We start from the raw sequence: 26,062 nt of genomic DNA, 5'->3' as shown, positions 1-26,062 counted from the left end.
GATGGTATTTCGGTGTTCATTTGCCGAGCAGGTGGCTCATGGCGGTCTTGAGCTTCATCGGCCGCACCGGCTTGTGCATCAGCGTATGCCCCAACTCACGAATCTGCAGCTTCAGCTCATTGCTGTAGTTGGCGGTGATCATCATCGCGGGTATCGCGCTGCCGCGCCGGGCGTTGATGCGGGCGACGGCATCCACGCCGTTCTGGTCGTTATCGAGGTGGTAATCGGCTATCAGCAAGTCCGCCTCGGCATGGTAGTTGTCCACCTGCCGTGCCAGGTCCTGCTCCGACAACGCCGTCACCACCCGGCAGCCCCAACCTTCCAGTAATGTGCGCATGCCTGCGCAGATGGCCGCGTCGTTATCCAGCACCCACACGCGCGCGCCCTGCAGGCGCTCCAGCATGGGTTCGCTCATGGACGGCTGAGGCAATGACCTGGGCGCGGTGGCGCTCACTGGCACCTCCACCGAGAACATCGAGCCCTTGCCCGGCCAGGATTTGACCGTGATGCGATGGCCGAGAATCCCGGCGATTTTCTCGACGATCGCCAGCCCCAGGCCCAACCCGCGATCCTGGTCCGGACGCTGCACATCACCGCGCTTGAACTCCTGGAAAATCTCTTCCAGCCGCTCTTCGGCGATGCCCATGCCGCTGTCCCACACCTGGATCAACAAACGCTGATGCTGGCGTCGACACCCGAGCACCACGCGCCCCTTGTAGGTGTAGCGAATCGCATTGCTCAACAGGTTGCGCAGGATCCGCGCCAGCAGCTGGATATCGCTGCGCACTAGCGCCGAGCAGCCGACAAAATGCAATGCCAGGCCCTCGCTGCGGGCCAGTTCGGTGTACTCGGCGGCGAGGTTATCCAGCAGTTCGCTCAAGGCGAACGGGGCGATATCAGCCTTGATCACCCCGGCATCCAGCTTGGAAATATCGACCAAGGTGCCCAACAGGTTTTCCACGTCCTCCAGGGAATTGCTCACATTGCGCACCAGGGTTTCGCTGGGGCGTTCCAGCAGCGCGCTGGTAAACAGGCGGGCCGCGTTCAGGGGTTGCAGCAGGTCATGGCTGACGGCGGCGAGGAACTTGGTTTTCGACAGGTTGGCCTGCTCGGCCTCCAGCTTGGCCTCGCGCAGGCGTGATTCCATGCGGCGGCGCTCGTCGATCTCCTGCAGCAACTGGTCGTTGAGCGAAGTGAGTTCCGAAGTGCGCTGGGCGACGCGCTGTTCGAGGTGCAGATAGGCCTGGTGCAGCGCTTCGGCGGTGCGGCGGCGCTCGGTGATGTCGCGGATCAACACGAAAATCCCCACCACTTCGCCACTGGCCAGCATGTTCGGTACATAGGAGCGCAGCATGTAGCGCTCCTGGTTTTTGATGTTGGTCTCGGCAAACTCAAAGGTCACGCTCTCCCCGGCCAGGGCACGGGCGACGTAGGCATCCAGGCGCTGGCAATGCTGCTCGCTGTGGACTTCGCGCAAGCTCTGCCCAAGCATCATGCCGCGCGGCCAGCAGTACCATTCTTCGTAGACTTTATTGGTGAACTCGTAGACCAAGTCGGCATTCAGGTAGCCGATCAGGGCCGGTACGTTGTCGGTGATCAGGCGAATCCAGCGTTCGCTTTCCTGGGCCTTCTGCGCCGCCGCCTGTTCACCGCGCAAGGTTTCAGCGCGCAGCCGGGCGTTGATCAGCAAGTGGTTGCTGGCTTTGAGTTCGGCCATCGCCTGGTTCAGCGCGTCGGTGCGTTCGCGCACTTGCTCGGCCAGCACCACCGAATGCTGGAAGGTGGTGTAAGGGTTGTTGCCCTGGGCCATGCCGGACTCGATGCGTTCGATCAGCGCCGCGTTGATCCGCGCCAGCTTGTGGTTGTCCCGTTGCAGTTGGGCAACCTGGGCAAGCAGCTCAGCGCCGCCCTCGGGCAATGGCGACGCCGGTGAAGGTCTGGTTGATGTGCATGCCATTGAACTGTTCTCCGTAGGTGTTGAAGCCCATCACCCGCTGGTCGCGCAGGAAGCCGCCGATCTGTTCCAGGGTGCCGCTGTCTTCCAGCTCCAGGCGGCGCAGGAAGCAGTCGCAGCCGATGGTCAGCAACAGGTCGCCGAGGCGCGATTGCAGGCCGTCGAACAGAGCTTGCAGGTTCGGCAGGATCGGCCCGGGTTTCATCACGGTGAGGACGATGCCGTTTTCCACCGCGCAGTAGAAACTCAGGCTCAGGTCTTCATGCACCTGTTGGATGGCGCGCACGTAATACTGGTCGTGGATGCGCACCGCCAGCGGGTGGGCGGCGAAGATGCGGTGGTCGAGGTCGGCTACGGCCACGCCGATATGCCGCGCGTATTCTTCAGCGGCGGGTTCGGCGTTGAGTTCGAAGACGCGGCGTGACGGGCTGTCGGCGCCGGTCACCACCAGTTTTTCAGCGCGCGGCAGAATGTGGTGGGTGGTGAACACCTCGAAGTCGAGCCAGGTATTGACCAGCACCACCACCGCCGCGCCGCTGTGGAAGGCGCCGTTGAAGTACACGTGGGTGTGCGTGAGGAAGTTGTCGTCGCCGGCCGAACCGCCGAAGTGCGGGATATCGCCGAGCGCGGCGCTGAGGGCGGCGAGTACCATTTCTTCACGGCTGGACAGGCCGTCGAGCAAGGTCAGGGCGAAGGTATTGCCTTTGATCGGCGCGAGCGTATTGCTGCGGCAACCGCCGACAAGACGCTCGACCATGTGCTGGGCGTCGATCAGGCTGAAGTGCTCCACCTGGTCGATCAGTTCGGTGGCGATGGAAAAGTGCGCATGGTTGAAGCCCATGGCCGTCACGCAGTTGCGGCCATAGCCTTGGGGCGTGATCTCGCCGGCGCTGGTGCAACCGACCACGCGCACGTTGCCGAAGCACTGTTGCAGCGCTTGGCCGAGGGCCTGCAAATCGTAGGAGGCTGAACAGAAAAACAGCACGAACCCCAGGTACGGATGCAGCAGTTGCTCGGCCAATTCTTCGGCGGCCTGCCCGGCATCGGTGGCCTGGGACATGGCACTGACTATGCCTTCACTGTTGTGCATCGTTGGTTCCCCCTCTGATGCATGAGTGTACGAAGGTGGGGGGATGGCACCTATGCTACTTGGGTACTGGATGGGGGGATGCGATGGGATGAGACGCTCGAGGTGCCTGTGATCAAGTGTGGGAGGGGGCAAGCCCCCTCCCACACCTGGATTGCGTTTCACGTCTTACCAGGTGAGGACGGCACCGACAGCGAAGGTGTCGGTGTCTTCATTTTGCGCGCTGGTGTCGTGCCCCTTGATCTGGAACTGGTTGTACTCGGCCACCAGCTTCAGGTTGTCATTGATGTCATGAAACAGCGCGATCCCACGGGTTTCATAATCCGCCCCGCTGCCCACCACGCCGTTGCCGTCGTCCTTGGTCTTGCCGTACGACAACGCCAGGCGGTTCTTGCCCAGCTTGTACGAGCCCTGCACCAGGTAGCCGTTGCTGTCGACATTGCGCAGCGTCGCCTCCCCTGCATTGTTGGTGAAGAACGGGTTGATGCCCTTGGCCTGGAAACCCGAGCCGGTCAGGGACAAGCCGCCCATTTTCGCCTGCACGCCGTAGCCCAGGCCCTTGGAGGTGACGCTGTCGACGTTGGCGTCGGTGTTGTCCGAAGTCTGGTAGCTGCCGTTGAGCCAGCTGTAGATCTTCGCCCCGCCGAGGTCGAACTGGTAGGTGATCTCACTCTCCGTGCGCGGGTTCTTCTGGTAGGCCTTGCCCTGGGGGCTGCTGTCGTTGGTGTCCACGGGGTCTAGGATGCCGACGGCGATGCGCAGGCCGTCCATTACCGGGGTGCGGTAGGTGATCTGTGAGGATGGAAATGGGTACGGATAGCCGCTGCCGATGTTGCCGAACGACACGCCGCCGCCATCGACCAGGCCGAGGCTGTCGCTGACCTGGCCGTAGCCGGCGAGCAGTTCGTCGAGCAGGATGTTGGAACGGGCAAACAGACCGAAGTCCTTGCCAATCAGCACTTCGCCCCACTCCGGGTTGGCCACCGTGCCGTAGAACTGGCGCACATCAATGGCGGTGTCGGTGCCGTTGGTTTCGCTGTCGTTGATGGTCACCCAGAACGAAGCACGGGCGCCGAGCTTGAGGTCGTCGACCTGCTTGCCCATGTTGAAGCCCAGGTAATTGGGCAAAAAGCCCATCTTCACCCGGGCCTGGCGACGGTCGTACTGGTCGCCGGCGCGGTCCACATCGCTGTTGACGTAGAAGGCGTTGATGTAGCCATCGGTGGAAAAGGTGGTTTCGTCTTTGTCGTACAGCATGATTTCGGCGTCGGCGACCGAGCTCAGGCCCAGGCTGACGATAAAGGCAGGTAACAGACGCAGGGGGAGATTCTTATTGTTATGCATGGTGCGCTCCGCAACGGGGACGTGATGTCGGAGGCGATTATCGAAAGCTGCCAGGCCACGGCCTACGCTGCCTTGGCGCAGGTTGCAGGGTGCTTTGGGCGGGCAGCGGGTGCCCGGCAAGTTCGGCGTAAGACGGGCCCGGTCACAGGCCCGACACTTAGGACGTAAGACCGGCCTTGAACAACATGCCTATGGCGACCAGTACGCACAGGCTGGCAAAACCCACCTGCAAGGTGCGCGCCGGGATCACCGAGCTCAGCCGTCGCCCCGCCAGCATGCCGACGATGCTCGCACTGATAAACGCCCAGCCCACCGGCTCGATACTGACACCGGCATGAAAGGCACCGACCACACCGATCAGCGAAAGCAGGCTGACTACCATCAATGAGGTGGCGACAATCCCGCGCATCTGCACGTCGGTGAGTTGCTTGAACGCCGGCACGATCAGAAAGCCGCCGCCCACGCCGAGCAAGCCCGATACCGCGCCCGTCACGGCCCCCAGCGCGGCCAAGGTGGCGCTGCATTTGGCCGTCCAGGCAAAGCGTCCGGTCTGGTGGTCAAGCATGCAGTTCTTCTGGCCCCACGACGCGGCGCCGTGGTCACTCGGCCCGGCCTCACGCTTTTCGCGCTGCAACATGCGCCAGGCAACCAGCACCATCAGCGCACTGAACAGGCCCATCAGCACTTTTTCCGACAGTTGATGGGCGAGAAACACACCCAACGGCGAAAACATCGCGCCGAGCAAGGCGATCAACAACGCGGCGCGGTAACGCACCAGGCCATGGCGCAACCCGTCAATCGCCCCGACCGCCGCCGCCGCGCCCACGGCAAGCAACGACACCGGCGCGGCCTGGGTCATGCTCAAGCCCAGGCCCAGCACCAATGCCGGCACCCCGAGGATGCCACCGCCCGCGCCGGTCAGGCCCATGACCAGGCCCATCAACACACCTAAAACACTCGCCAGCAGCATTCAGTCCACCTTGCTCAGACGGGTCAGCCACTCACGCCCCTTGAGCATGCCGTTCCAGTAGAGCCACGGCAGCAGCGTTACCTTGAGGAACCACATGGATCGGCGTGCCTGGGTCGGGTCCAGGGGAAAGGTCGGCAGCAGCTTGCCGCCGTAACCGAACTCGGCGAGCACCACCTTGCCCTTCTCCACCGTCAGCGGGCAGGCGCCGTAACCGTCGTACTTGAGCGGCAGCGGCGCCTGTTTACGCAGGGCCAGCAGGTTTTCGGCGACCACCACGATTTGCTTGCGCACCGCAGCGGCGGTTTTGGCGTTGGCGGTGGAACACACATCACCGAGGCCGAAGATGTGCGGGTAGCGCAGGTGTTGCAGGCTGTGGGGGTTCACTTCGCACCAGCCGGCCGCGTCGGCCAGCGGGCTTTGGCGGATAAAGTCCGGAGAAACCTGCGGCGGGACGACGTGCAGCAGGTCGAAGGATTTTTCCTCGACAGTGACATTGCCCTCGGCGTCCTTCACCTCAAACCAGGCCTTGCGTGCGGGGCCGTCGACCTTGACCAGATTGGCGTTGAACGCCAGGCGGGCGTTGTATTTCTCCACGTACTTCATCAGCGGCGGCACAAAGGCCGCCACGCCGAACAGCGCAGCACCGGCCAGGTTAAATTCGACGTCGATGTTTTTAAGGTGGCCGTGTTTGAGCCAGTGATCGCAGGACAGGTACATCGCCTTTTGCGGCGCACCGGCGCATTTGATCGGCATGGCCGGCTGAGTGAAGATCGCCTTGCCGCCCTGGAGTTGCTGCACCAATTGCCAGGTGTAGGCGGCGTGCTGGTAGCTGTAGTTGGAGGTGACGCCGTGCTGGCCCAGGGTGTCTTCCAGGCCCTCGATGTTCTCCCAGGCCAGGCGCAGGCCGGGGCAGACGATCAGGTTTTTCCAGGTGACGCGCTGGCCGCTGTCAAGCACCAGGGTATGTTCGTCGGGCAGCAGTTCAGTGACAGTCGCCTGTACCCAGGTGACGCCATTGGGCAGCACGTCGGCCATGGGCCGTTGGGTTTTTTTCAGGTCATACGCGCCGCCGCCCACGAGGGTCCAGGCCGGCTGGTAGTAGTGGAATTCGTTCGGTTCGATCAGTGTGATGTTCAGGTGCGGGTCACGCTTGAGCAGGCTGGCCAGCAGGCCAATGCCTGCCGAGCCGCCGCCGATGACAACGATATCGCCACTGATGGTTGGGCCCCAGTGTTGGTCGGTCATGGTCTATCGCCTTTTCTATTCAATGCACACAAGGGTCGTTGCCGTGTGGCGTCACGCCCCGTTATAGGTCGATCCTTTGCCTCGGACCGTTTTTTTCCCTTAAGCTCGCAAGCCTATGTGGAAAACATCTCGAATGTAAGCCGCAATCCGCCACCAAGGACCGCCGCCATGCCCGCGTTGATTCAAGCCTTTCTGGACGAGGCATCGTCGACCTACACCTACGTCCTACATGAAGCAGATGATGGCCTCTGTGCCATCGTTGACTCGGTGCTCAACTACGACCCCGCTTCCGGGCGTACCGACACGTGCCAGGCCGACAAAGTGATCGCCTATGTGCGCGAACACCGCTTGCAGGTGCAGTGGCTGCTGGAAACCCACGCCCATGCCGACCACCTCTCCGCCGCGCCTTACCTGCGCCGCACGTTGGGTGGCAAGATCGCCATTGGCCAGTCCATCAGCAAAGTGCAGGACGTGTTCAAGAACCTGTTCAACCTGGAGCCGGAGTTTCGCGTCGACGGCTCGCAGTTCGATCACCTGTTCGCGCCGGATGAGGTCTTCCATATCGGCAACATCAAGGCCCAGGCGCTGCACGTACCTGGGCATACCCCGGCAGACATGGCCTATCTGATCGACGACCGGTTGATCCTGGTGGGCGACACGCTGTTCATGCCCGACGTCGGCAGTGCACGCTGCGACTTCCCCGGCGGCGATGCGCGCCAGCTATTCGCGTCGATGCGCAAGCTGCTGGCCTTCCCGCCTGAAACCGAGCTGTATGTGTGCCACGACTACCCGCCCGAGGGCCGTGAGGCCAAGTGTTTGACCACCGTGGCCGAGCAGCGCGCGGGGAATATTCACGTGCATGACGGGGTAGATGAGGCGGCGTTTGTCGCGATGCGTACGCAGCGTGATGCAGGGCTGGGGATGCCGACGCTGTTGCTGCCGGCGATCCAGGTGAACGTGCGGGCGGGGAATATGCCGCCCGCCGAGGAAAATGGCGTGGTGTACTTGAAGATCCCGTTAAACCAGCTGTGAGGCCTTTGCTCAGTTCACAGAGAACTTGGCAACGATCTGCTTGAGGTCGACCGCCAACTTCGACAACTCATGACTGGCGATGGAGGTTTGACCGGCGGCTGAAGAACTCTGGATGGACAGATCACGGATGCTGATCAGGTTCTGGTCCACCGAGCGGGCCACGTGGGCTTGCTCCTCCGATGCCGTTGCGATCAACAGGTTGCGGTCATTGATATCCGCGATGGCGTCAGTGATCTGCGTCAGCGCCACACCGGCTTCATGGGCGATTTTCAACGAGTCCACCGCTTCATTGCGGTTCAGCGCCATGGACGACACCGCCTCGCTGGAGCAGGTCTGGATCTTCGCAATCATCTGCTCGATTTCCTGGGTCGAGGTTTGCGTTCTATGGGCCAGTGCCCGTACTTCGTCGGCCACCACCGCAAACCCGCGCCCCTGTTCCCCGGCCCTGGCGGCTTCGATGGCGGCGTTCAAGGCCAGCAGGTTGGTTTGCTCGGCAATCGAGCGAATCACCTCAACTACCCGCGCAATATCCTGAGCCTGCTTGGCCAACCCTTCGACCTCCACACCGGTCTGCTGCACCGTGGCGCTGAGCTTCTCGATGGAAGCAATGGTTTGCGCCACACGCTCCTGGCCGATTTTGGCCGAGCGCTGGGAGTCTTGCGTCGAATGCGAAGCCGAGACCGCATTCCTGGCCACTTCCTCTACCGCCGCTGTCATCTCGTTGACCGCTGTCGCGGCCTGATCCGTTTCCATGCTTTGGCGCTCTATACCGGCACTGGACTCGCGGGTGATGGAACTCATCTCTTCCGCCGCCGAAGCCAACTGCCCGGACGCCTCCGAGATATTTTGCAGCGTGCTTTTCAGGTTCATCTGCATGGAAGCGGTGGACCGTTGCAATTCGGTCAGCTCGTCATTGCCATTGATTGCAATGGCCACACGCAAATCCCCATCGGCAATTTTGCTGGTCGACACCAACAAATCGCGCACCGGCGCAATGATGCTGCGGGTAAACAGGCGAGCGACCACGACAGTCAATAGCACCGAGCCAATCATCAATATCCAGGTGAACATACGAGCCGCGTCATACTCGCTGGAAGCGACTTTCACCGCTTCGGCGGAGCCGTGCGCATTCAACTCGATCAGCTCGCTGATGGAACGCTGGACCTCAAGTGCGATAGGCCCGTTGACGTCGCGCAAATACGTGGATGTCTGTTCAGCGGACAGGGTGGAGACTTGCACGAGGAACTCATCCATCTTCTGGCTGTAATTCTTGATCGCGGTGAAGGCCTCGTTGTACTTGGCCTGCTCCTCGGGGCTCGAGACTAGCGGCCCATAACGCTCGGCAATGTCGAGGGCTTCCTTGCGCGTCGCTTTGAGCTTCTCAAGGGAAGCCGGATCCTGGCGGCCGATATCCATGGCATAACGACGCAGATCAAGACGAAGCTTGTAAAACGCTGAATCAATCTCGCCGGCCAAGCGAATACTGGGGAGCCAGTTAGTTTCGATATCAACGGTCGACGCATAAACCTTATCGACTTTTATCAGCGTCATTGCACCCTGTATTAACAGCAAAATACACACCACACCAAAACAAAGCGTGGTACGAAAGTTTAACTTCAGCGCTCTCATGGACATCGCGACTCACCCCTACCCCTGGGCCGCGCAGTTCACGGCCTTATGGCGCTAATGTGTTGAATTGGATGTGAAAAATACGTGACTGATTACGCAATTTTTAGTTACAAACAAAAATAAAAAAAGTGATTATAGTTGCCTGGCTAACTATCAAAAATATTCGGCGCTATCGCTTGCGATCATCAGACCATCAGTCCACCCGGAGGGAGTGGCAATGCCGTCTTGTAGCGCACTTGCTTAAGCGCAAAGCTGGAGCGGATGTTGGCAACGCCCGGCACCTTGGTCAGAAAGTCCATCATGAAGCGCTCCAACGACTGAATCGTCGGTACCAGCACGCGGATGAGGTAGTCCGGGTCGCCGGCCATCAGGTAACACTCCATCACCTCGGGACGGTCGGAAATCGCCCCTTCGAATTGCTGCAACGCCAGCTCATTCTGTTTTTCCAGGCTGACATGGATGAACACGTTGACGTGCAGCCCCAGCAGGTCAGCGTCGAGCAGCGTGACCTGCTCACGAATCAGGCCCAGTTCTTCCATCGCCTTGACCCGGTTGAAACACGGCGTGGGCGACAGGTTGACCGAGCGGGCCAGGTCGGCGTTGGTGATGCGGGCGTTCTCCTGCAAGGCGTTGAGAATGCCGATATCGGTACGGTCCAGTTTGCGCATGAGACAAAATCACCTGTTTATTATGTTTATGCAGTTTTTTTATCCCCAAATGCTCCCGAGCGCAACGAAACAGAGATAAATATTCTTCTACGCCCCGCCTATGATTGTTGTAGGACAGGATTTCTCTAACCCGGAGACTGACTGTCAGCTAGCGCGCCCACTACAAGAAATTCACAAGATCGAGCGTAGAAAGCCATGAATCAGCCGTATGCCCCACTGCGCCTGCACGTTCCCGAACCCTCGGGCCGCCCAGGCTGCAAGACCGACTTTACCTACCTGCGTCTGACCGACGCCGGCCTGGTGCGCAAACCCGCCATCGACGTAGAACCCGCCGACACCGCCGACCTGGCCAAGGGCCTGATCCGTGTGCTCGACGACCAGGGCCAGGCCCTGGGCCCGTGGGCCGAAGGCGTTCCCGTAGAAATCCTGCGCAAAGGCATGCGCGCCATGCTCAAGACGCGGATCTTCGACAACCGCATGGTGGTCGCCCAGCGTCAGAAAAAAATGTCGTTCTACATGCAAAGCCTTGGCGAAGAAGCCATCGGCAGCGCCCAGGCCCTGGCCTTGAACATCGACGACATGTGCTTCCCCACCTACCGCCAGCAAAGCATCCTGATGGCCCGCGAAGTGCCGTTGGTCGACTTGATCTGCCAACTGCTGTCCAACGAACGCGATCCACTCAAGGGCCGCCAGTTGCCGATCATGTATTCGGTAAAAGACGCCGGCTTCTTCACTATCTCCGGCAACCTCGCGACCCAATTCGTACAGGGCGTGGGCTGGGGCATGGCCTCGGCGATCAAGGGTGATACCAAGATTGCCTCGGCCTGGATCGGCGATGGCGCCACCGCCGAATCCGACTTCCACACTGCCCTCACCTTCGCCCACGTATACCGCGCGCCGGTGATTCTCAACGTCGTGAACAACCAGTGGGCCATCTCCACCTTCCAGGCCATCGCCGGCGGTGAAGCCACGACCTTCGCCGGACGCGGCGTCGGTTGCGGCATCGCCTCACTGCGTGTGGACGGCAACGACTTCATCGCCGTGTACGCCGCCTCCGCCTGGGCTGCCGAGCGTGCGCGCCGCAACCTCGGGCCAACCCTGATCGAATGGGTCACCTACCGCGCCGGCCCGCACTCAACCTCGGATGATCCATCCAAATACCGCCCAGCCGATGACTGGAGTCACTTCCCCTTGGGCGACCCGATTGCGCGCCTCAAGCAGCACCTGATCAAGATTGGCCAGTGGTCCGAAGAGGAGCACACGGCGGTCAGTGCCGAACTGGAAGCCGAAGTGGTCAAGGCGCAAAAAGAAGCCGAACAGTACGGCACCCTCGCCGGCGGCCAGATTCCAAGCGCCGCGACCATGTTCGAAGACGTCTATAAAGAGATGCCGGAGCACTTGAAGCGCCAGCGTCAAGAGTTGGGGATCTGACATGAACGATCACAACAACAGCATCGAACTGGAAACCGCCATGACCACTACCACCATGACCATGATCCAGGCCCTGCGCTCGGCCATGGATGTGATGCTCGAACGTGACGACAACGTGGTGGTGTTCGGCCAGGACGTCGGTTACTTCGGCGGCGTGTTCCGGTGCACCGAAGGTTTGCAGACCAAATACGGCAGCTCGCGGGTATTCGACGCGCCGATCTCCGAAAGCGGCATCGTCGGCGTCGCGGTGGGCATGGGTGCCTACGGCCTGCGCCCGGTGGCTGAAATCCAGTTCGCCGACTACGTCTACCCCGCCACCGACCAGATCATCTCCGAGGCCGCACGCCTGCGTTATCGCTCGGCCGGCCAGTTCACCGCGCCGCTGACCATGCGCATGCCCTGCGGCGGCGGCATCTACGGCGGCCAGACCCACAGCCAGAGCATCGAAGCGGTGTTCACCCAGGTCTGCGGCCTGCGCACGGTGATGCCGTCCAACCCGTATGACGCCAAGGGCCTGCTGATCGCCTCGATCGAAAACGATGACCCGGTGATCTTCCTTGAGCCTAAACGCCTGTACAACGGCCCGTTCGACGGCCATCACGACCGCCCGGTAACACCGTGGTCGAAACACCCGCAAGCGCAAGTGCCGGACGGTTACTACACCGTGCCGCTGGACGTGGCCGCCATCGTGCGCCCAGGCTCGGCCGTCACCGTGCTGACCTACGGCACCACCGTGTATGTGTCGCAAGTCGCCGCCGAAGAAACCGGCATCGACGCCGAGGTCATCGACCTGCGCAGCCTGTGGCCGCTGGACCTGGAAACCATCGTCAAGTCGGTGAAAAAGACCGGCCGTTGCGTGGTGGTGCATGAAGCCACTCGCACCTGCGGCTTTGGTGCCGAGTTGGTGTCGCTGGTGCAGGAACACTGCTTCCACCACCTGGAAGCGCCGATCGAACGCGTCACCGGTTGGGACACCCCCTACCCGCACGCGCAAGAGTGGGCGTATTTCCCAGGGCCGTCCCGAGTGGGCGCGGCGTTGAAACGGGTCATGGAGGTCTGAATGGGCACGCACGTAATCAAGATGCCGGACATTGGCGAAGGCATCGCAGAAGTTGAACTGTCGGTATGGCATGTGAAGGTCGGCGACCTGGTGGTTGAAGACCAGCTGCTCGCGGATGTAATGACCGACAAGGCAATGGTGGATATTCCCTCGCCAGTGCACGGCAAGGTGATTTCCCTCGGCGGCGAGCCGGGTGAAGTCATGGCGGTGGGCAGTATTTTGATCAGCATTGAAGTGGAAGGCCCAGGCAATGCCAAGGACGCGCCGGCAGTTGCTGAACCGGTGAAGACTGCGCCCGTTGTCGAAGCCAAACCCGCTCCAGTGGTGGAAAGCAAACCAGCGGCCAAGCCCGTCGTGGCAGCCCAGGCGCCCGTGGCCCGCGAAGCCGACGAACGCCCCCTGGCCTCCCCCGCCGTGCGCAAACACGCGTTGGATGCTGGCATCCAGCTACGCCTGGTCCAGGGCTCTGGCCCGGCCGGCCGGATTCTGCACGAAGATCTGGACGCTTACTTGCTCCAGAGTCCGGCGAAAAATGCCACGGCAGCCAACCCTTACGCCGAACGCAACGACGAAGAACAGATCCCGGTGATCGGCATGCGCCGCAAGATCGCCCAGCGCATGCAGGACGCCACCCGGCGTGCCGCGCATTTCAGCTATGTGGAAGAGATTGACGTCACCGCCCTCGACGAACTGCGTGTGCACCTCAATGAAAAACACGGTGCGACTCGCGGCAAGTTGACGCTGCTGCCGTTCATCGTGCGCGCCATGGTCGTGGCGCTGCGGGACTTCCCGCAGATCAACGCGCGTTACGACGATGAAGCCCAGGTCATCACCCGCCTCGGCGCGGTGCACGTGGGCGTCGCCACCCAGAGCGACATCGGCCTGATGGTGCCGGTGGTGCGCCACGCCGAAGCGCGCAGCCTGTGGGGCAATGCCGAAGAAATCTCGCGCTTGGCCACCGCTGCACGCAACGGCAAGGCCAGCCGCGATGAGCTGTCCGGTTCGACGATTACCCTGACCAGCCTCGGCGCGTTGGGCGGCATCGTCAGCACCCCGGTGCTGAACCTGCCGGAAGTGGCCATCGTCGGCGTCAACCGCATCGTCGAGCGCCCGATGGTCATCAAGGGCCAGATCGTGATCCGCAAGATGATGAACCTCTCCAGCTCCTTCGATCACCGCGTGGTCGATGGCATGGACGCGGCGCAATTCATCCAGGCCATTCGCGGCCTGCTCGAACAACCCGCCAGCCTGTTCCTGGAGTAAGGGCATGACTCAGACATTGCACACCACGCTGCTGATTATCGGCGGCGGCCCTGGCGGTTATGTGGCCGCTATTCGCGCCGGCCAACTGGGCATCCCGACTATCCTGGTGGAAGGCCAGTCGTTGGGCGGCACCTGCCTGAATATCGGCTGCATCCCGTCCAAGGCGCTGATCCATGTGGCCGAACAGTTCCAGCAAACCGTGCACCACAGCCAGGGTTCGCAGTTGGGCATCGAGGTCGATGTGCCGACCCTGGACATCCGCAAAAGCGTCGAGTGGAAAGACGGCATCGTTGATCGCCTGACCACCGGTGTCGCCGCACTGCTGAAGAAACACAAGGTGCAGGTGATCCAGGGCTGGGCCAAGGTGGTCGACGGCAAGACCGTCGACGTCGGCGACCAGCGCATCCAGTGCGAACACCTGTTGCTGGCCACCGGTTCGAAAAGCGTCAACCTGCCGATGCTGCCGATTGGCGGGCCGATCATCTCCTCCACCGAAGCCCTGGCGCCGACTCGTGTGCCCAAGCGCCTGATTGTGGTGGGCGGTGGTTATATCGGCCTGGAGCTGGGCATTGCCTACCGCAAGCTCGGTGCCGAAGTCAGTGTGGTCGAGGCGCAGGACCGGATCCTGCCAGCCTACGATGCCGAGCTGACGCAACCGGTGGCCGATTCCCTCAAGCAACTGGGGGTGAAGCTGTACCTCAAGCACAGCGTGACCGGTTTTGAGCACAACAGCCTGCAAGTACGCGATCCGGATGGCGACACCTTGTCGCTGGCAACCGACCAGGTGTTGGTGGCCGTTGGTCGCAAACCCAACACACAGGGCTGGAACCTCGAAGCGCTGAACCTGGACATGAACGGCGCGGCGATCAAGATCGACAGCCGCTGCCAGACCAGCATGCGCAACGTATGGGCCATCGGCGACCTGAGCGGCGAGCCGATGCTGGCGCACCGGGCCATGGCCCAGGGCGAAATGGTTGCCGAACTGATCAGCGGTAAAACCCGCGAATTCAACCCGGCAGCGATCCCGGCGGTGTGTTTTACCGACCCGGAACTGGTGGTGGTCGGCAAGACCCCCGACGAAGCCAAGGCGGCCGGCCTGGACTGCATCGTGTCGAGCTTCCCGTTCGCGGCCAATGGCCGGGCCATGACCCTGGAGTCGAAAACCGGCTTCGTACGGGTGGTGGCGCGGCGTGACAACCACCTGATCGTCGGCTGGCAAGCCGTCGGCGTGGGCGTCTCGGAACTGTCCACCGCCTTCGGCCTGAGCCTGGAAATGGGCGCGCGCCTGGAAGACGTGGCCGGCACCATCCACGCCCACCCGACCCTCGGCGAAGCCGTCCAGGAAGCCGCGCTGCGGGCCCTGGGCCACGCCCTCCATATGTAGGCCGAGCTTTTATGCAGGAAGGGGCGGACTACCCTGTAGGAAGCGCCTGGCTTTTGTGGCGAGGGAGCTTGCTCCCGTTGGGGTGCGAAGCGCCCCCAAAAAGCTAACGACTGCTGCGCAGCCGAACGGGAGCAAGCTCCCTCGCCACAACAAGCCGGCTCCTACACGGACGGCATGCAACTGGAAGACCAACCGCGGAATGAAGTATTGTTGCGCCCATCCAGAAAAAAAACCGACAAGCCTGCTTTCGACCAGGCGGTTGACCAGAGATAGAGGGTGTCATGGGTAACGAAAGCATCAATTGGGACAAGCTGGGTTTTGACTACATCAAGACCGACAAGCGGTTTCTCCAAGTCTGGAAAAACGGCGAATGGCAAGAAGGCACCCTGACCGACGACAACGTGCTGCACATCAGCGAGGGCTCCACCGCCCTGCACTACGGCCAGCAGTGCTTTGAAGGCCTCAAGGCATACCGCTGCAAGGACGGTTCGATCAACCTGTTCCGCCCGGACCAGAACGCCGCGCGCATGCAACGCAGCTGTGCCCGCCTGCTGATGCCGCATGTGCCGACCGAGGCGTTCATCGACGCCTGCAAACAAGTGGTCAAGGCCAACGAGCGGTTCATCCCGCCGTACGGCAGCGGCGGCGCGCTGTACCTGCGCCCGTTCGTGATCGGCACCGGTGACAACATCGGCGTGCGTACCGCGCCGGAGTTCATCTTCTCGGTGTTCGCGATCCCGGTCGGTGCCTACTTCAAAGGCGGCCTGGTACCGCACAACTTCCAGATCTCCACCTTCGACCGCGCCGCGCCACAGGGCACCGGTGCCGCCAAGGTCGGTGGCAACTACGCCGCCAGCTTGATGCCAGGCTCCGAAGCGAAAAAAGACGGTTTCGCCGATGCGATCTACCTGGACCCGATGACCCACTCGAAAATCGAAGAAGTCGGCTCGGCCAACTTCTTCGGGATCACCCACGACAACCAGTTCATCACACCGAAGTCACCTTCGGTATTGCCAGGCATCACCCGCCTGTCGCTGATCGAACTGGCCCAGACCCGCCTGGGCCTGAAAGTAGTCGAAGGTGAAGTGTTCATCGACAAGCTGGGCGACTTCAAGGAAGCCGGTGCCTGCGGTACTGCTGCCGTGATTTCGCCAATCGGCGGCATCCAGTACAACGGCAAGCTGCACGTGTTCCACAGCGAGACCGAAGTCGGCCCGATCACCCAGAAGCTCTATAAAGAGCTGACCGGTGTGCAGACCGGCGACGTTGAAGCGCCAGCGGGCTGGATCGTCAAAGTTTGATGATGTAACACTTCTGCGTCCACCAAGAGCCCATCCACCGTCACCGGTGGATGGGCTTTTTGCGTTTATGGGCACTGGATCGGCACCCACCTGTCAAGGTTGACAGTAGACGGTAAAAACCCGGGCACCTAGTGTGAAGTTCCTTTCCCAATACAACCCGGTGACGTTATGGCTACCTATGAACTGAGACTTTCAAAAGAAGACATCGAGAACGGCGGCTTCAAGGAAGTCCTCATGGAAATCTACATCAACAACGTGCTTGATTGGGCGGTCTATGCCTCGTCCAGCAAACAGGATGGCGTTTACGACAAAACCTCAGCCCCGGACGATGCCGACGGCGATGGCGACTACGATGACGACGACAAAAAACTGTTTTTAGCCGTGGCGAATGCGTTCACCAAAATGAGCGCTTACGACAAGCGCAAGAAGAAAAAGAAACCTGCGAACAAATAACCGCGGTGGATGGCGAGTATGACCAGGCGGGCAGCGGCCATGCTCTTCAGCCATCAATGTTCTGCGCGATCTTCCTGCCCATGCTGATCCTCGGTTCCACCCCATACCCCAACGCCTCGTAGAACCCCACCACCGCGTCATTGCCGCTGGTGATCTGCAGGTTGATCTTCATGCAGCCCAAGGCGGTCAGCGCCTGCTCCGCATGCCGCACCAGGGAAGCGCCCAGGCCCTGGCGCCGATAGTCCATGTGCACCGCCACCGAATACAGCCAGCCACGATGCCCGTCGTACCCGGCGAGGATGCTGCCGATCACGGTTTTCTTGTCCATTGCCACAAAAAACAGCCCATCGTTGACCGCAAGCTTCTTGTCAATCGCCAGGGTCGGCAGGTTATGGGCGGTGTCATAGCCAAAAGCCTCCTGCCACAAGGCAACCACCTGTGCGCGGTGCTGGCGGTCGCGATACGGGCCGATGGGGTGGCGCGAGGACAGGGCTTTTTCCATCACCAACGTACGTTCGTTGCCGTGGTAGACATCGCGCACGGTGTGAAACCCCAGCTTGGTGTAGAACGGCTCGGCGGTCAGCGAGGACGGCACACTCAGTGTCGTCACCCCCGCTTCGCGCGCGCGCAGTTCGATTTCGATCATCAACAGGCGACCAATGCCCTGCCCTTGCAACGCCGGGTTGACGAACACCGAGCGCACCACGTTAGCGTCAAGGGCGGCCGTGGCGACGATGGCCTGGTCCTGGACCGCCACCAGCACGACTCGGCGCGTGAGCAATGCCAGCACCGCATCCGGCGTGAAGTTACTCGCCACTCGGGCAATCACATCCGCCGGGTAATCCCGCGCATTGCTGCTGTGCAAGGCCGCCAGGATGACCTGGCTGATGCCTTCGGCATCGGCTGCCTGGGCAATACGAACGACGGTAGACATGATTCCTCCTTCCTAACACGGATACTGATCGTTGCCACGCAGAGCGTAGGAACGATCATACAGTTTTGATCTTCATACGATCCGCACAGCCGATTCGGCTGCCACACCCACCTTTTCAGCTTTCCCGGCTGAGCCACCCCTCGGTTTCAGCCGGGATTCATTCCGCACAAGCCACAAAATAAGCGCACTGCTCAACCCGTGGACCCGTGCACCCATGCAAACCACTAACACCGTCCTGATGATTCGCCCGGCGCGCTTTGCCTTCAACCCGGACACCGCGGTCAATAACCGCTTCCAACGCCCGCCCCTCGACCCACTCGCCGCACAGCAGAAAGCGCTGGAAGAGTTCGACGGCTATGTCGACACCCTGCGCCAACACGGCGTGGAAGTGCTGGTGGTGCAAGACACCCCGGCGCCCCACACACCGGATTCGATCTTCCCCAACAACTGGTGGAGCAGCCACGCCGACGGCAGCCTGGTGCTGTACCCGATGGAAGGTCAGAACCGCCGGCTGGAGCGCAACAAGGGCGTGCTGCAAGTGCTGGAGCAACGCTTTGCAATCAAGGACACCATTGACCTGAGCCACCTCGAACAACAGAACATCTTCCTCGAAGGCACCGGCAGCATGGTGCTCGACCGCCAGCACCGCATCAGCTACGCCTGCCATTCGGGGCGCACTCACCAGGACGCCCTGCGCCAGTTCGCCGAACGTCTCGGCTACCAGCTGTGTGTGTTTCACGCCGTCGACCGCCACCACGCCCCCATCTACCACAGCAACGTGATGATGAGCGTCGGCCGCGACCTCTCGGTGGTGTGCCTGCAAGCCCTGCCCGACGCCGACGAGCGCCAGGCCCTTGAGCGCTCGCTGCGCGACACCGGCAAGGACATCGTCGCCCTCGACTTCGACCAGTTGGAAGCCTTCGCCGGCAACATGCTCGAAGTCCATGACCGCGACGGCCAGCCGCTGCTGGTGATGTCTGCCAGCGCCTGGGCTGCCCTGCAACCCGCCCAGCGCCAGCATGTGGAACGCCACACGCGGCCAGTGGTGGTGAACATCGACAACATCGAACGCATCGGCGGCGGCAGTGCCCGCTGCATGCTGGCCGAAGTGCATCTGCCGGCCCGTCCCTCATTTCAATAAGGAGTCTTGCCATGACCCGTTACATCGACGTCAACGATCTCAGCTACCTTGTCTCGCAAAAAGGCCTGCAAACCTGCATCACCGAGATGGCCGAATACATCCGTGCCGACTACCTGCGCTGGCACGACTTCGAAAAATGCGCGCGCCTGGCCAACCACTCGCCCGATGGCGTGATCGAGCTGATGCCGGTGTCTGACGCCTCGCTGTATGCGTTCAAGTACGTCAACGGCCACCCGAAAAACACCCTGGCCGGCATGCTCACCGTGATGGCCTTTGGTGCCTTGGGCGACGTGGACACCGGCAAACCGGTGCTGCTGGCGGAAATGACCCTGACCACCGCGATTCGCACTGCCGCCACCTCGGCCCTGGTCGCCCGCTACCTGGCCCGTGAGAACAGCCGCAGCATGGCGCTGATCGGCAACGGTTCGCAGAGCGAATTCCAGGCCCTGGCCTTCCACGCGATGCTCGGCATCAATGAGATCCGCCTGTTCGATATCGACGCCAAGGCCACTGCCAAACTGGCAGCCAACCTCAAGGCCTTCCCGGCAATCAAGGTGATCCTGGCCGGCAGCGTGGCTGAAGCGGTGAAAGGTGCAGACATTGTCACCACCGTCACCGCCGACAAGGCCTACGCAACCATCCTCACCGACGAGATGATCGAGCCGGGCATGCACCTCAACGCCGTCGGCGGCGACTGCCCCGGCAAGACCGAGCTGGACCGACGCATCGTCGAGCGCGCCCGCGTGATCGTCGAGTACGAACCGCAAAGCCGCATCGAAGGTGAAATCCAGCACATGCCGGAAGACTCACCGGTGACCGAGCTGTGGCAAGTGATCAACGGCCAGCAACCCGGTCGCGAGAATGAGCGCCAGATCACCCTGTTCGATTCAGTAGGTTTTGCCATCGAAGACTATTCGGCCCTGCGATACGTGTTGGACGTGGCCAAGGCGCTGGACGTAGGCAGCGAACTGGAACTGGTGCCGGACCTTGCCGACCCGAAAAACCTGTTCGCGCGCCTGGCGCAACAACCCGCTACACAGCAGAAAAAGCGCGCCTGAGACCGCTCTGGCCTGCCGCTTTGCGCCTGGGGCAGGCCAGACTTTCAGGGATGAAAAGCCGATTCAGCGGGTGCAACAGCCGATTCCGCTGCATTGCCTGTTTTAACAGCGCAATTCGCGCTTTAACCACCCGCCAAACGACACAAAAAACGCACCATCATGAAGCATTCTGAGCCTGACCAAAGAGTCACCAAATGAATGCAAGCTGCACCCTTTTTACTGCCCTGACATCAATTACAAAATATAGGGACTCCACATGACTCCACTGCGATCACTCTTCGCTGCATTGTTGTTGCCACTGTGCGCCAGCGCCGCCCACGCCCAGGACTGGAAAGAAATCCGCTTCGGCGTGTTCCCCGAATACCCACCCTTCGAATCCGTGGCCGCCGACGGCAGCCTGCAAGGCTTCGATATCGAGCTGGGCAACGCCATCTGCGCCAAGCTCGAAGTCAAGTGCACCTGGGTGCACAACGAATTCGACGGCATGATCCCCGCCCTGCGTGCGCGCAAGTTCGACGCGATCATGTCGTCCATGGCCGTGACCCCGGCGCGCGAAAAAGTCATCGACTTCACCGACCGGCTGTTCCTCAGCCCTACGTCAGTGATTACCCGCAAGAGCGCCGACTTTGGCGACACCCCGGAATCGTTGAAAGGCAAACAAGTCGGCGTGCTCCAGGGCTCGCTGCAGGAAGCCTATGCCCGCGCGCACCTGGCCAAGCTCGGCGCCCAGATCAAGGCTTACCAGTCCCAGGAGCAGAACTACGCCGACCTGCAAAACGGCCGCCTCGACGCCACCCTGACCGACAAACTGGAAGCCCAGCTCAACTTCCTGTCCAAGCCTGAAGGCGCCGACTTCAAGACCGGACCGGCCTTCAAGGACCCGACCCTACCCCTGGACATCGCCATGGGCCTGCGCAAGAACGATCAGCAATTGCGCGCGCTGATCAACAAGGGCATCGCCGCCGTGCAGGCCGATGGCACCTACGCACAGATCCAGAAGAAGTACTTCGGCGATCAAGACATCTACAACGAGTAACCCCCTCACCTTGTAGGAACCGCCTTTCTGTGGCGAGCGAGCTTGCTCGCGCTGGAGTGCGAAGCGCTCCCAAAATAGCAGGGCCGCTTCGCAGCCCAACGGGAGCAAGCTCCCTCGCCACAGAACGCCGGCGCCTACAGGGGATGTCTGCGGCCTTTAGAGATCTCCCTCCATGAACGAATTCCTTAATCTGCAAGGCTACGGCCCGATGCTGGCCCAGGGTGCCTGGATGACGCTCAAGCTGGCGTTCCTCGCGCTGACCCTGAGCCTCACACTGGGCCTGCTGGCCGCCAGCGCCAAGCTCTCCAGTGCCAAATGGCTGCGCGTGCCTGCCACGCTCTACACCACGCTGATTCGCAGCGTGCCCGACCTGGTGCTGATCCTGCTGATTTTCTACAGCCTGCAACTGTTGCTGAACGACCTGACCGAAAGCTTCGGCTGGGACTATTTTGAAATCGACCCGTTTACCGCCGGGGTGGTCACCCTGGGCTTTATCTACGGCGCGTATTTCACCGAGAACTTTCGCGGTGCGATCCTCAGCGTACCGGTCGGCCAACTGGAAGCCGCGACCGCCTACGGCCTGAGCCGCTGGCAGCGTTTTCACCTGGTGCTGTTCCCGCAGTTGATGCGCTTCGCCCTGCCGGGCCTTGGCAATAACTGGCTGGTGCTGCTCAAGTCCACCGCACTGGTGTCGATCATCGGCCTGTCGGACCTGGTCAAAGCCGCGCAGAACGCCGGCAAGACCACCCACTCACCACTGTACTTCCTGATCCTCGCGGGCCTGGTGTACCTGGTGATCACCACCCTCTCCAACCGCATCTTCAAGCGCCTCGAACGGCGCTACAACCTCGGCATCAAGGGGATGGCGCGATGATCGAACTGTTCCAGCAATACGGCCTGGCCTACCTGTTCAGCGATGGTGCGGGCTTGTCCGGGGTGGCGATGACCCTGTGGCTGTTCATTGTTTCGGTGGTGTTCGGGTTTTGCCTGTCGATCCCCCTGGCACTCGCCCGCGTCTCGGAGCACTTCTGGCTGCGCTGGCCGGTGGAGGTCTACACCTACCTGTTCCGTGGCACGCCGCTGTATATCCAACTGCTGATTTGCTACACCGGGCTGTACAGCCTGGAGGTGGTGCAGGACAACGCGCTGCTCAACCAGTTTTTCCGCAATGCGCTGAACTGCACCCTGCTGGCGTTTGTGCTCAACACCTGCGCCTACACCGTGGAAATCTTCGCCGGGGCGATCCGCAATATCCCCCACGGCGAAATCGAAGCAGCGCGGGCCTATGGCCTGCACGGCTGGCGCCTGAACCTGTTTGTGGTGGTCCCCGCCGCGCTGCGCCGTGCATTGCCGGCCTACAGCAATGAAATGATCCTGATGCTGCACGCCACGTCGCTGGCATTTACCGCCACCGTCGCCGACATCCTCAAAGTGGCTCGCGATGCGAATGCCGAGACGTTCCTGACGTTCCAGGCCTTCGGTATCGCCGCCCTCCTGTACATGCTGCTGTCCTTTGCACTGGTGGGCCTGTTTCGACTGGCCGAACGTCGCTGGATGCGTTTTCTTGTTCCTACCCGAGGCTAACCCATGAATCAGTCCGCGCAGGCCCTGGCCGCTTATCCTGTTGATGTACCCACTGCCCAAACCACCACACAGGCCGCTGCCATCAAGCTTCAGGTCGAAGGCATCCACAAACGCTACGGCGACCACGAAGTGCTCAAGGGCGTTTCCCTCAACGCGCGCAATGGCGATGTGATCAGCCTGATCGGCGCCAGCGGTTCCGGCAAAAGCACGATGCTGCGCTGCATCAACTTTCTCGAACAGCCGGACGCCGGGGTGATCACCCTGGACGGCATCAGCATCGAAATGCAGCAAGGCCGCGCCGGTACCCGCGCGCCGCACCAGGCACAACTGCAAAACCTGCGTACGCGCCTGGCCATGGTGTTCCAGCATTTCAACCTGTGGAGCCACATGACCGTGCTGGAAAACATCACCATGGCCCCGCGCCGGGTGCTGGGCGTCAGCGCAGTCGAGGCAGAAAAACGCGCACGGATGTACCTGGACAAGGTCGGCTTGCCCGGCCGCGTGGCGGATCAATACCCGGCGTTCCTCTCCGGTGGCCAACAGCAGCGCGTGGCCATCGCGCGAGCCTTGGCAATGGAGCCGGAGATTATTCTGTTCGACGAACCCACGTCTGCCCTGGACCCGGAGCTTGTAGGAGAAGTCCTCAAAGTCATACAGACGTTGGCTGAGGAAGGTCGTACCATGCTGATGGTCACCCACGAAATGGGCTTTGCCCGCCAGGTGTCCAGCCAAGTGCTGTTTTTGCACCAGGGCCGGGTCGAAGAACAAGGCGGCGCCGAGATTCTCGATCACCCCAACAGCGAACGCTTGCAGCAATTTCTTTCCAACCGTTTGAAGTGAACCCCATGGATACCAAGGCCAACGGACCCCATTCTTCCCCTGCGCTGGATCGCATCGATGAGGCAATCATCGACGTGCTGCGCCACCAGGGGCGCATCACCTACGAAAAACTTTCGTCGCTGGTGCACCTCACTCCCAGGCCCTGCCTGGAGCGGGTGCGCAAACTGGAGCGGCGCGGGGTGATCCGTGGCTATGGCGCGATCATCGACGTACAGATGGTCTCGCCGGGGTTGTCGTTGCTGGTGCTGGTGGCCTTGTCCAACCAGAGCGGGCGCTCGGCGCAGAAGGCTTTCGAAGCCTGCATCAAAGCCTGCCCGCAGGTGTTCGAATGCCAGCTAATCAGTGGGCCATTCGACTACAGCCTGAGGATGCGCTGCCGCGACATGGAGCACTACCGGGTGGTGTCGGAAATCTGGCTGAACAATGACGAGTTGCACATTGACAAGCTGGTGGCGCATCCGGAGTTGGCAGTGGTGAAGAACACGGCGACTGAGCTGGCCTGAACCCCACTCCCACAAACACTGGAGATTCAATGTGGGAGGGAGCTTGCCCCCTCCCACATTTTTAACGGTGCCCACTTAAGATTTTCTTACCTTGCCGCCCCCCAATCAACTTCGCCTGCCCATCCCGCTGCTTGCCCGTGCGCGCCTCGCTGATCAACCCAGGGATCAACTTGCCCTCCGGCAAATTCTTCCAGAACCGGCTCGGTAAGTGCCCTTCCATCACCTTGGGGTTCAACCGCGCCGGGTTGAAGATGTGGCTGTAATAAGTCAGCCACATGGCGCTGTGAGGGTCTTCGACATTCTGCGCCAGTTGCTGCCACGCCTCGGGGCATTGGCGTTGATGAATCAATTGTTCGCCGTCGTAATAAACCCCGTCCAGCGGCGTCGCAATCATCCAGCGATGACGCCCCATGCGCCCGATAAAATGCTGGCTGGCGGATTTCAGAATGTCATGGGCCGGCTCATGCCAGGCCACGTACTCCGGTAACTCCTGACCCGCCTGCGCCGGCAGCGCAACAAACCGTACAAACGCGTGCAGGTGATGCGCCTCGCGACTCACCTGTTTGATGCGCCGCTGCAGTTCGCTGCCCAGCTTGTCCCCCGCCAGCATCGCCGTGCGATCACCATGGCTGACCCGCCACAACACTTCATACAAAAGGCTCCAGCGCTGGTCGCCGTGGTAACAGGCGGCTGACTCGAGCAGCTCCAGCAGCGCCTTGGGAATGCGTGCCTGAAACGGCCCAAGCCCTTCGGGAATAGACTCGTCGGTGGCAAACAGGTCAGCCACTTCCGCCTCGCCCCAACTCACCTGGCTGGGGTCGACCTGATGGCTGAGCAGCCAGCGCGCCTGTTCGCGCCACGTACTGAACAGGTTGTCACATTCCAGGCTGATCATCCCCACAACCCCATTTGCTGCGGCTGCGGACGGTCGCGCAGTTGTTCGCGCAGCAACACGCTGGTGCTGTCGGCCTGTTGCGGGTGGTAGTCGCTGGTGATGAAAAACGGCTTGGCCTTGGCCAGCACGCAGCGCATGCGCGCCAGGTCTTCGAAGCGGATCTTGCGCTCACGGCGCAGGTCGACCAGGCGCTGGGTGGTGCGCAGGCCAATCCCCGGAATACGCGCGATGAGGGTAGGTTCGGCGCGATTGAGGTCCAGGGGGAACACGTCGCGGTGCTCCAGGGCCCAGGCAAGCTTGGGGTCGATGTCCAGCGCCAGGTGGCCGGGGCCTTCAAACAGCTCGCCCGCGCTGAAGCCGTAACTGCGCAGCAGGAAATCCGCCTGGTACAAACGGTGTTCGCGCATCAGCGGCGGCGCGGCCAGGGGCACGCTTTTCGGGCTGTTGGGGATGGGACTGAACGCCGAGTAATACACGCGGCGCAGTTTGAAATTGCCGTACAACGCCTCGGCGCCATGGAGGATCGTGCTGTCGTCGGTGTCGTCGGCGCCGACGATCATTTGCGTGCTCTGCCCGGCCGGGGCGAAACGCGGTGCGCGCGGCTCGTTGAGCACGGTCTGTTCGCCGATGTAGATGGTCTGCATGGCCTGCTTGATCGAAACGATCTGCTTCTCGGGCGCCAGGGTCTGCAGGCTGGCGTCGGTGGGCAGTTCGATGTTCACGCTGAGGCGATCGGCGTAGCGCCCGGCCTCGGTAATCAGCGCCGGGTCGGCTTCGGGGATGGTCTTGAGGTGGATATAGCCGCGAAAGTCATGCTCTTCGCGCAGCAGTTTGGCCACCCGCACCAACTGCTCCATGGTGTAGTCGGCCGAACGGATGATGCCGGAGCTGAGGAACAGTCCGCTGACGCAGTTGCGCCGGTAGAAATCCAGGGTCAGGGTGACCACCTCCTCCGGGCTGAAGCGTGCGCGGGGCACGTCGCTGGAGCGGCGGTTGACGCAATATTGGCAGTCGTAGAGGCAGAAGTTGGTCAGCAACACTTTGAGCAACGACACACAGCGACCATCCGGCGTGTAGCTGTGGCAGATGCCCATGCCATCGGTGGAACCCAGCCCCGCCTTGCCCTCGGAACTGCGCTTGGGCGCGCCACTGCTGGCGCAGGAAGCGTCGTACTTGGCGGCGTCGGCAAGAATGCTGAGTTTTTCGATCAACTGCATGGAGGGTTACCGATACTGGTTTTATATACAGTA

The 26,062-nt window shown here is 61.5% G+C and carries 24 protein-coding genes; 14 read left to right on the top strand and 10 right to left on the bottom strand.

Going from position 1 to position 26,062, the window contains the following annotated elements; all coding sequences use genetic code 11:
- Positions 1–16: 16 nt before the first annotated feature.
- The 5 genes from ACR52_RS01075 to ACR52_RS01055 all read right to left on the bottom strand — a co-directional run bounded on the left by ACR52_RS01075 (position 17) and on the right by ACR52_RS01055 (position 6,600).
- Complete coding sequence (locus ACR52_RS01075; RefSeq protein ID WP_048719511.1) at positions 17–1,957, bottom strand: PAS domain-containing hybrid sensor histidine kinase/response regulator; 1,941 nt, start codon at positions 1,955–1,957, stop codon at positions 17–19.
- The gene (nosP, locus tag ACR52_RS01070; protein WP_048719509.1) at positions 1,899–3,044 is read right to left on the bottom strand and encodes a nitric oxide-sensing protein NosP; all 1,146 of its coding nucleotides are present in this window, start codon (positions 3,042–3,044) and stop codon (positions 1,899–1,901) included. Before nosP ends, ACR52_RS01075 begins: the two co-directional genes overlap by 59 nt.
- A 165-nt stretch (positions 3,045–3,209) precedes the next feature.
- The gene (locus ACR52_RS01065; RefSeq protein ID WP_048719508.1) at positions 3,210–4,385 is read right to left on the bottom strand and encodes a porin; all 1,176 of its coding nucleotides are present in this window, start codon (positions 4,383–4,385) and stop codon (positions 3,210–3,212) included.
- 157 nt (positions 4,386–4,542) lie between these two features.
- Positions 4,543–5,355 carry a sulfite exporter TauE/SafE family protein gene (locus tag ACR52_RS01060; protein ID WP_048719506.1) on the bottom strand — a complete coding sequence of 271 codons (813 nt, stop codon included), beginning with the start codon at positions 5,353–5,355 and terminating at the stop codon, positions 4,543–4,545.
- A complete protein-coding gene (locus tag ACR52_RS01055; RefSeq protein ID WP_048719504.1) occupies positions 5,356–6,600 on the bottom strand; it encodes an NAD(P)/FAD-dependent oxidoreductase in 1,245 nt (414 codons plus the stop codon). It lies immediately after the preceding gene.
- Between the two features lie 168 nt (positions 6,601–6,768).
- Here ACR52_RS01055 and ACR52_RS01050 point away from each other — a divergent pair, with 168 nt between their 5' ends.
- A complete protein-coding gene (locus ACR52_RS01050) occupies positions 6,769–7,632 on the top strand; it encodes an MBL fold metallo-hydrolase (protein ID WP_048719502.1) in 864 nt (287 codons plus the stop codon).
- Positions 7,633–7,641: 9 nt separating this feature from the next.
- On the opposite strand, the gene ACR52_RS01045 is transcribed toward ACR52_RS01050, so the two are convergent.
- Together ACR52_RS01045 and ACR52_RS01040 are read right to left on the bottom strand one after the other, a co-directional pair.
- Positions 7,642–9,261 carry a methyl-accepting chemotaxis protein gene (locus tag ACR52_RS01045; protein WP_408003316.1) on the bottom strand — a complete coding sequence of 540 codons (1,620 nt, stop codon included), beginning with the start codon at positions 9,259–9,261 and terminating at the stop codon, positions 7,642–7,644.
- Positions 9,262–9,446: 185 nt separating this feature from the next.
- Positions 9,447–9,929: an Lrp/AsnC family transcriptional regulator gene (locus ACR52_RS01040; RefSeq protein WP_027606189.1), complete on the bottom strand. Its 483-nt coding sequence runs from the start codon at positions 9,927–9,929 to the stop codon at positions 9,447–9,449.
- 195 nt (positions 9,930–10,124) lie between these two features.
- On the opposite strand from ACR52_RS01040, the gene ACR52_RS01035 reads away from it, so the two are divergent.
- From ACR52_RS01035 to ACR52_RS01010, 6 genes are all read left to right on the top strand, one after another.
- Entirely contained in the window at positions 10,125–11,360 is a 1,236-nt protein-coding gene (locus ACR52_RS01035; RefSeq protein WP_048719495.1) for a 3-methyl-2-oxobutanoate dehydrogenase (2-methylpropanoyl-transferring) subunit alpha, read from the top strand.
- A 1-nt stretch (position 11,361) separates the two neighbouring features.
- Positions 11,362–12,420 carry an alpha-ketoacid dehydrogenase subunit beta gene (locus ACR52_RS01030; RefSeq protein WP_005789444.1) on the top strand — a complete coding sequence of 353 codons (1,059 nt, stop codon included), beginning with the start codon at positions 11,362–11,364 and terminating at the stop codon, positions 12,418–12,420.
- Positions 12,421–13,683 (top strand): dihydrolipoamide acetyltransferase family protein, encoded by a 1,263-nt coding sequence (locus tag ACR52_RS01025; RefSeq protein ID WP_048719491.1) that lies wholly within the window; start codon positions 12,421–12,423, stop codon positions 13,681–13,683.
- A 4-nt stretch (positions 13,684–13,687) separates the two neighbouring features.
- Positions 13,688–15,067 (top strand): dihydrolipoyl dehydrogenase, encoded by a 1,380-nt coding sequence (gene lpdA, locus ACR52_RS01020; protein ID WP_048719489.1) that lies wholly within the window; start codon positions 13,688–13,690, stop codon positions 15,065–15,067.
- A gap of 281 nt (positions 15,068–15,348) precedes the next feature.
- Entirely contained in the window at positions 15,349–16,368 is a 1,020-nt protein-coding gene (locus tag ACR52_RS01015; RefSeq protein ID WP_048719487.1) for a branched-chain amino acid aminotransferase, read from the top strand.
- A 168-nt stretch (positions 16,369–16,536) separates the two neighbouring features.
- Positions 16,537–16,821 carry a hypothetical protein gene (locus ACR52_RS01010; protein ID WP_048719486.1) on the top strand — a complete coding sequence of 95 codons (285 nt, stop codon included), beginning with the start codon at positions 16,537–16,539 and terminating at the stop codon, positions 16,819–16,821.
- A 46-nt stretch (positions 16,822–16,867) separates the two neighbouring features.
- Here the strand turns inward: ACR52_RS01010 and ACR52_RS28985 are convergent, their stop codons facing one another.
- The gene (locus ACR52_RS28985) at positions 16,868–17,755 is read right to left on the bottom strand and encodes a GNAT family acetyltransferase (protein ID WP_082143074.1); all 888 of its coding nucleotides are present in this window, start codon (positions 17,753–17,755) and stop codon (positions 16,868–16,870) included.
- A 214-nt stretch (positions 17,756–17,969) separates the two neighbouring features.
- On the opposite strand from ACR52_RS28985, the gene ctlX reads away from it, so the two are divergent.
- From ctlX to ACR52_RS00965, 7 genes are all read left to right on the top strand, one after another.
- Positions 17,970–18,896, top strand: a complete 927-nt coding sequence (gene ctlX / locus ACR52_RS00995) for a citrulline utilization hydrolase CtlX (protein WP_048719483.1) — start codon at positions 17,970–17,972, stop codon at positions 18,894–18,896.
- Between the two features lie 11 nt (positions 18,897–18,907).
- A complete protein-coding gene (locus tag ACR52_RS00990; protein WP_048719482.1) occupies positions 18,908–19,954 on the top strand; it encodes an ornithine cyclodeaminase in 1,047 nt (348 codons plus the stop codon).
- Positions 19,955–20,210: 256 nt separating this feature from the next.
- Entirely contained in the window at positions 20,211–20,990 is a 780-nt protein-coding gene (locus ACR52_RS00985; protein ID WP_048719481.1) for an ABC transporter substrate-binding protein, read from the top strand.
- A gap of 172 nt (positions 20,991–21,162) precedes the next feature.
- Positions 21,163–21,864 carry an ABC transporter permease gene (locus tag ACR52_RS00980; RefSeq protein ID WP_048719479.1) on the top strand — a complete coding sequence of 234 codons (702 nt, stop codon included), beginning with the start codon at positions 21,163–21,165 and terminating at the stop codon, positions 21,862–21,864.
- Positions 21,861–22,574 (top strand): ABC transporter permease, encoded by a 714-nt coding sequence (locus ACR52_RS00975; RefSeq protein WP_048719476.1) that lies wholly within the window; start codon positions 21,861–21,863, stop codon positions 22,572–22,574. The genes ACR52_RS00980 and ACR52_RS00975 overlap by 4 nt, the downstream gene beginning before the upstream one ends.
- A 3-nt stretch (positions 22,575–22,577) precedes the next feature.
- Positions 22,578–23,414, top strand: a complete 837-nt coding sequence (locus tag ACR52_RS00970) for an ABC transporter ATP-binding protein (RefSeq protein WP_048719475.1) — start codon at positions 22,578–22,580, stop codon at positions 23,412–23,414.
- A gap of 5 nt (positions 23,415–23,419) precedes the next feature.
- Positions 23,420–23,917: an Lrp/AsnC family transcriptional regulator gene (locus tag ACR52_RS00965; protein WP_048719474.1), complete on the top strand. Its 498-nt coding sequence runs from the start codon at positions 23,420–23,422 to the stop codon at positions 23,915–23,917.
- A 61-nt stretch (positions 23,918–23,978) separates the two neighbouring features.
- On the opposite strand, the gene ACR52_RS00960 is transcribed toward ACR52_RS00965, so the two are convergent.
- Positions 23,979–24,812: a TIGR03915 family putative DNA repair protein gene (locus ACR52_RS00960; RefSeq protein WP_048719473.1), complete on the bottom strand. Its 834-nt coding sequence runs from the start codon at positions 24,810–24,812 to the stop codon at positions 23,979–23,981.
- Entirely contained in the window at positions 24,809–26,029 is a 1,221-nt protein-coding gene (locus tag ACR52_RS00955) for a putative DNA modification/repair radical SAM protein (protein ID WP_048719472.1), read from the bottom strand. Before ACR52_RS00955 ends, ACR52_RS00960 begins: the two co-directional genes overlap by 4 nt.
- Positions 26,030–26,062 lie beyond the last annotated feature (33 nt).

Source organism: Pseudomonas fildesensis, assembly GCF_001050345.1.
Classification (GTDB): Bacteria; Pseudomonadota; Gammaproteobacteria; order Pseudomonadales; family Pseudomonadaceae; genus Aquipseudomonas; species Aquipseudomonas fildesensis.
Note: the sequence above shows the minus strand (reverse complement) of the source record. Positions and strands in the feature narration are given on the sequence as shown.

What these genes read in the sequence shown, in the direction of transcription:
- ACR52_RS01030 (WP_005789444.1), top strand. Translation starts at nt 11,362, where the DNA reads ATGAACGATCACAACAACAGCATCGAACTGGAAACCGCCATGACCACT.
- ACR52_RS00980 (WP_048719479.1), top strand. Translation starts at nt 21,163, where the DNA reads ATGAACGAATTCCTTAATCTGCAAGGCTACGGCCCGATGCTGGCCCAG.
- ACR52_RS28985 (WP_082143074.1), bottom strand. Translation starts at nt 17,755, where the DNA reads ATGTCTACCGTCGTTCGTATTGCCCAGGCAGCCGATGCCGAAGGCATC.
- ACR52_RS01045 (WP_408003316.1), bottom strand. Translation starts at nt 9,261, where the DNA reads ATGAGAGCGCTGAAGTTAAACTTTCGTACCACGCTTTGTTTTGGTGTG.
- ACR52_RS01035 (WP_048719495.1), top strand. Translation starts at nt 10,125, where the DNA reads ATGAATCAGCCGTATGCCCCACTGCGCCTGCACGTTCCCGAACCCTCG.
- ACR52_RS01015 (WP_048719487.1), top strand. Translation starts at nt 15,349, where the DNA reads ATGGGTAACGAAAGCATCAATTGGGACAAGCTGGGTTTTGACTACATC.
- ctlX (WP_048719483.1), top strand. Translation starts at nt 17,970, where the DNA reads ATGCAAACCACTAACACCGTCCTGATGATTCGCCCGGCGCGCTTTGCC.
- ACR52_RS01040 (WP_027606189.1), bottom strand. Translation starts at nt 9,929, where the DNA reads ATGCGCAAACTGGACCGTACCGATATCGGCATTCTCAACGCCTTGCAG.
- ACR52_RS00990 (WP_048719482.1), top strand. Translation starts at nt 18,908, where the DNA reads ATGACCCGTTACATCGACGTCAACGATCTCAGCTACCTTGTCTCGCAA.
- ACR52_RS00960 (WP_048719473.1), bottom strand. Translation starts at nt 24,812, where the DNA reads ATGATCAGCCTGGAATGTGACAACCTGTTCAGTACGTGGCGCGAACAG.
- nosP (WP_048719509.1), bottom strand. Translation starts at nt 3,044, where the DNA reads ATGCACAACAGTGAAGGCATAGTCAGTGCCATGTCCCAGGCCACCGAT.
- ACR52_RS00970 (WP_048719475.1), top strand. Translation starts at nt 22,578, where the DNA reads ATGAATCAGTCCGCGCAGGCCCTGGCCGCTTATCCTGTTGATGTACCC.
- ACR52_RS01055 (WP_048719504.1), bottom strand. Translation starts at nt 6,600, where the DNA reads ATGACCGACCAACACTGGGGCCCAACCATCAGTGGCGATATCGTTGTC.
- ACR52_RS01060 (WP_048719506.1), bottom strand. Translation starts at nt 5,355, where the DNA reads ATGCTGCTGGCGAGTGTTTTAGGTGTGTTGATGGGCCTGGTCATGGGC.
- ACR52_RS01050 (WP_048719502.1), top strand. Translation starts at nt 6,769, where the DNA reads ATGCCCGCGTTGATTCAAGCCTTTCTGGACGAGGCATCGTCGACCTAC.
- ACR52_RS01025 (WP_048719491.1), top strand. Translation starts at nt 12,421, where the DNA reads ATGGGCACGCACGTAATCAAGATGCCGGACATTGGCGAAGGCATCGCA.
- ACR52_RS01010 (WP_048719486.1), top strand. Translation starts at nt 16,537, where the DNA reads ATGGCTACCTATGAACTGAGACTTTCAAAAGAAGACATCGAGAACGGC.
- ACR52_RS01075 (WP_048719511.1), bottom strand. Translation starts at nt 1,957, where the DNA reads ATGGCATGCACATCAACCAGACCTTCACCGGCGTCGCCATTGCCCGAG.
- ACR52_RS00985 (WP_048719481.1), top strand. Translation starts at nt 20,211, where the DNA reads ATGACTCCACTGCGATCACTCTTCGCTGCATTGTTGTTGCCACTGTGC.
- ACR52_RS00965 (WP_048719474.1), top strand. Translation starts at nt 23,420, where the DNA reads ATGGATACCAAGGCCAACGGACCCCATTCTTCCCCTGCGCTGGATCGC.
- lpdA (WP_048719489.1), top strand. Translation starts at nt 13,688, where the DNA reads ATGACTCAGACATTGCACACCACGCTGCTGATTATCGGCGGCGGCCCT.
- ACR52_RS00975 (WP_048719476.1), top strand. Translation starts at nt 21,861, where the DNA reads ATGATCGAACTGTTCCAGCAATACGGCCTGGCCTACCTGTTCAGCGAT.
- ACR52_RS01065 (WP_048719508.1), bottom strand. Translation starts at nt 4,385, where the DNA reads ATGCATAACAATAAGAATCTCCCCCTGCGTCTGTTACCTGCCTTTATC.
- ACR52_RS00955 (WP_048719472.1), bottom strand. Translation starts at nt 26,029, where the DNA reads ATGCAGTTGATCGAAAAACTCAGCATTCTTGCCGACGCCGCCAAGTAC.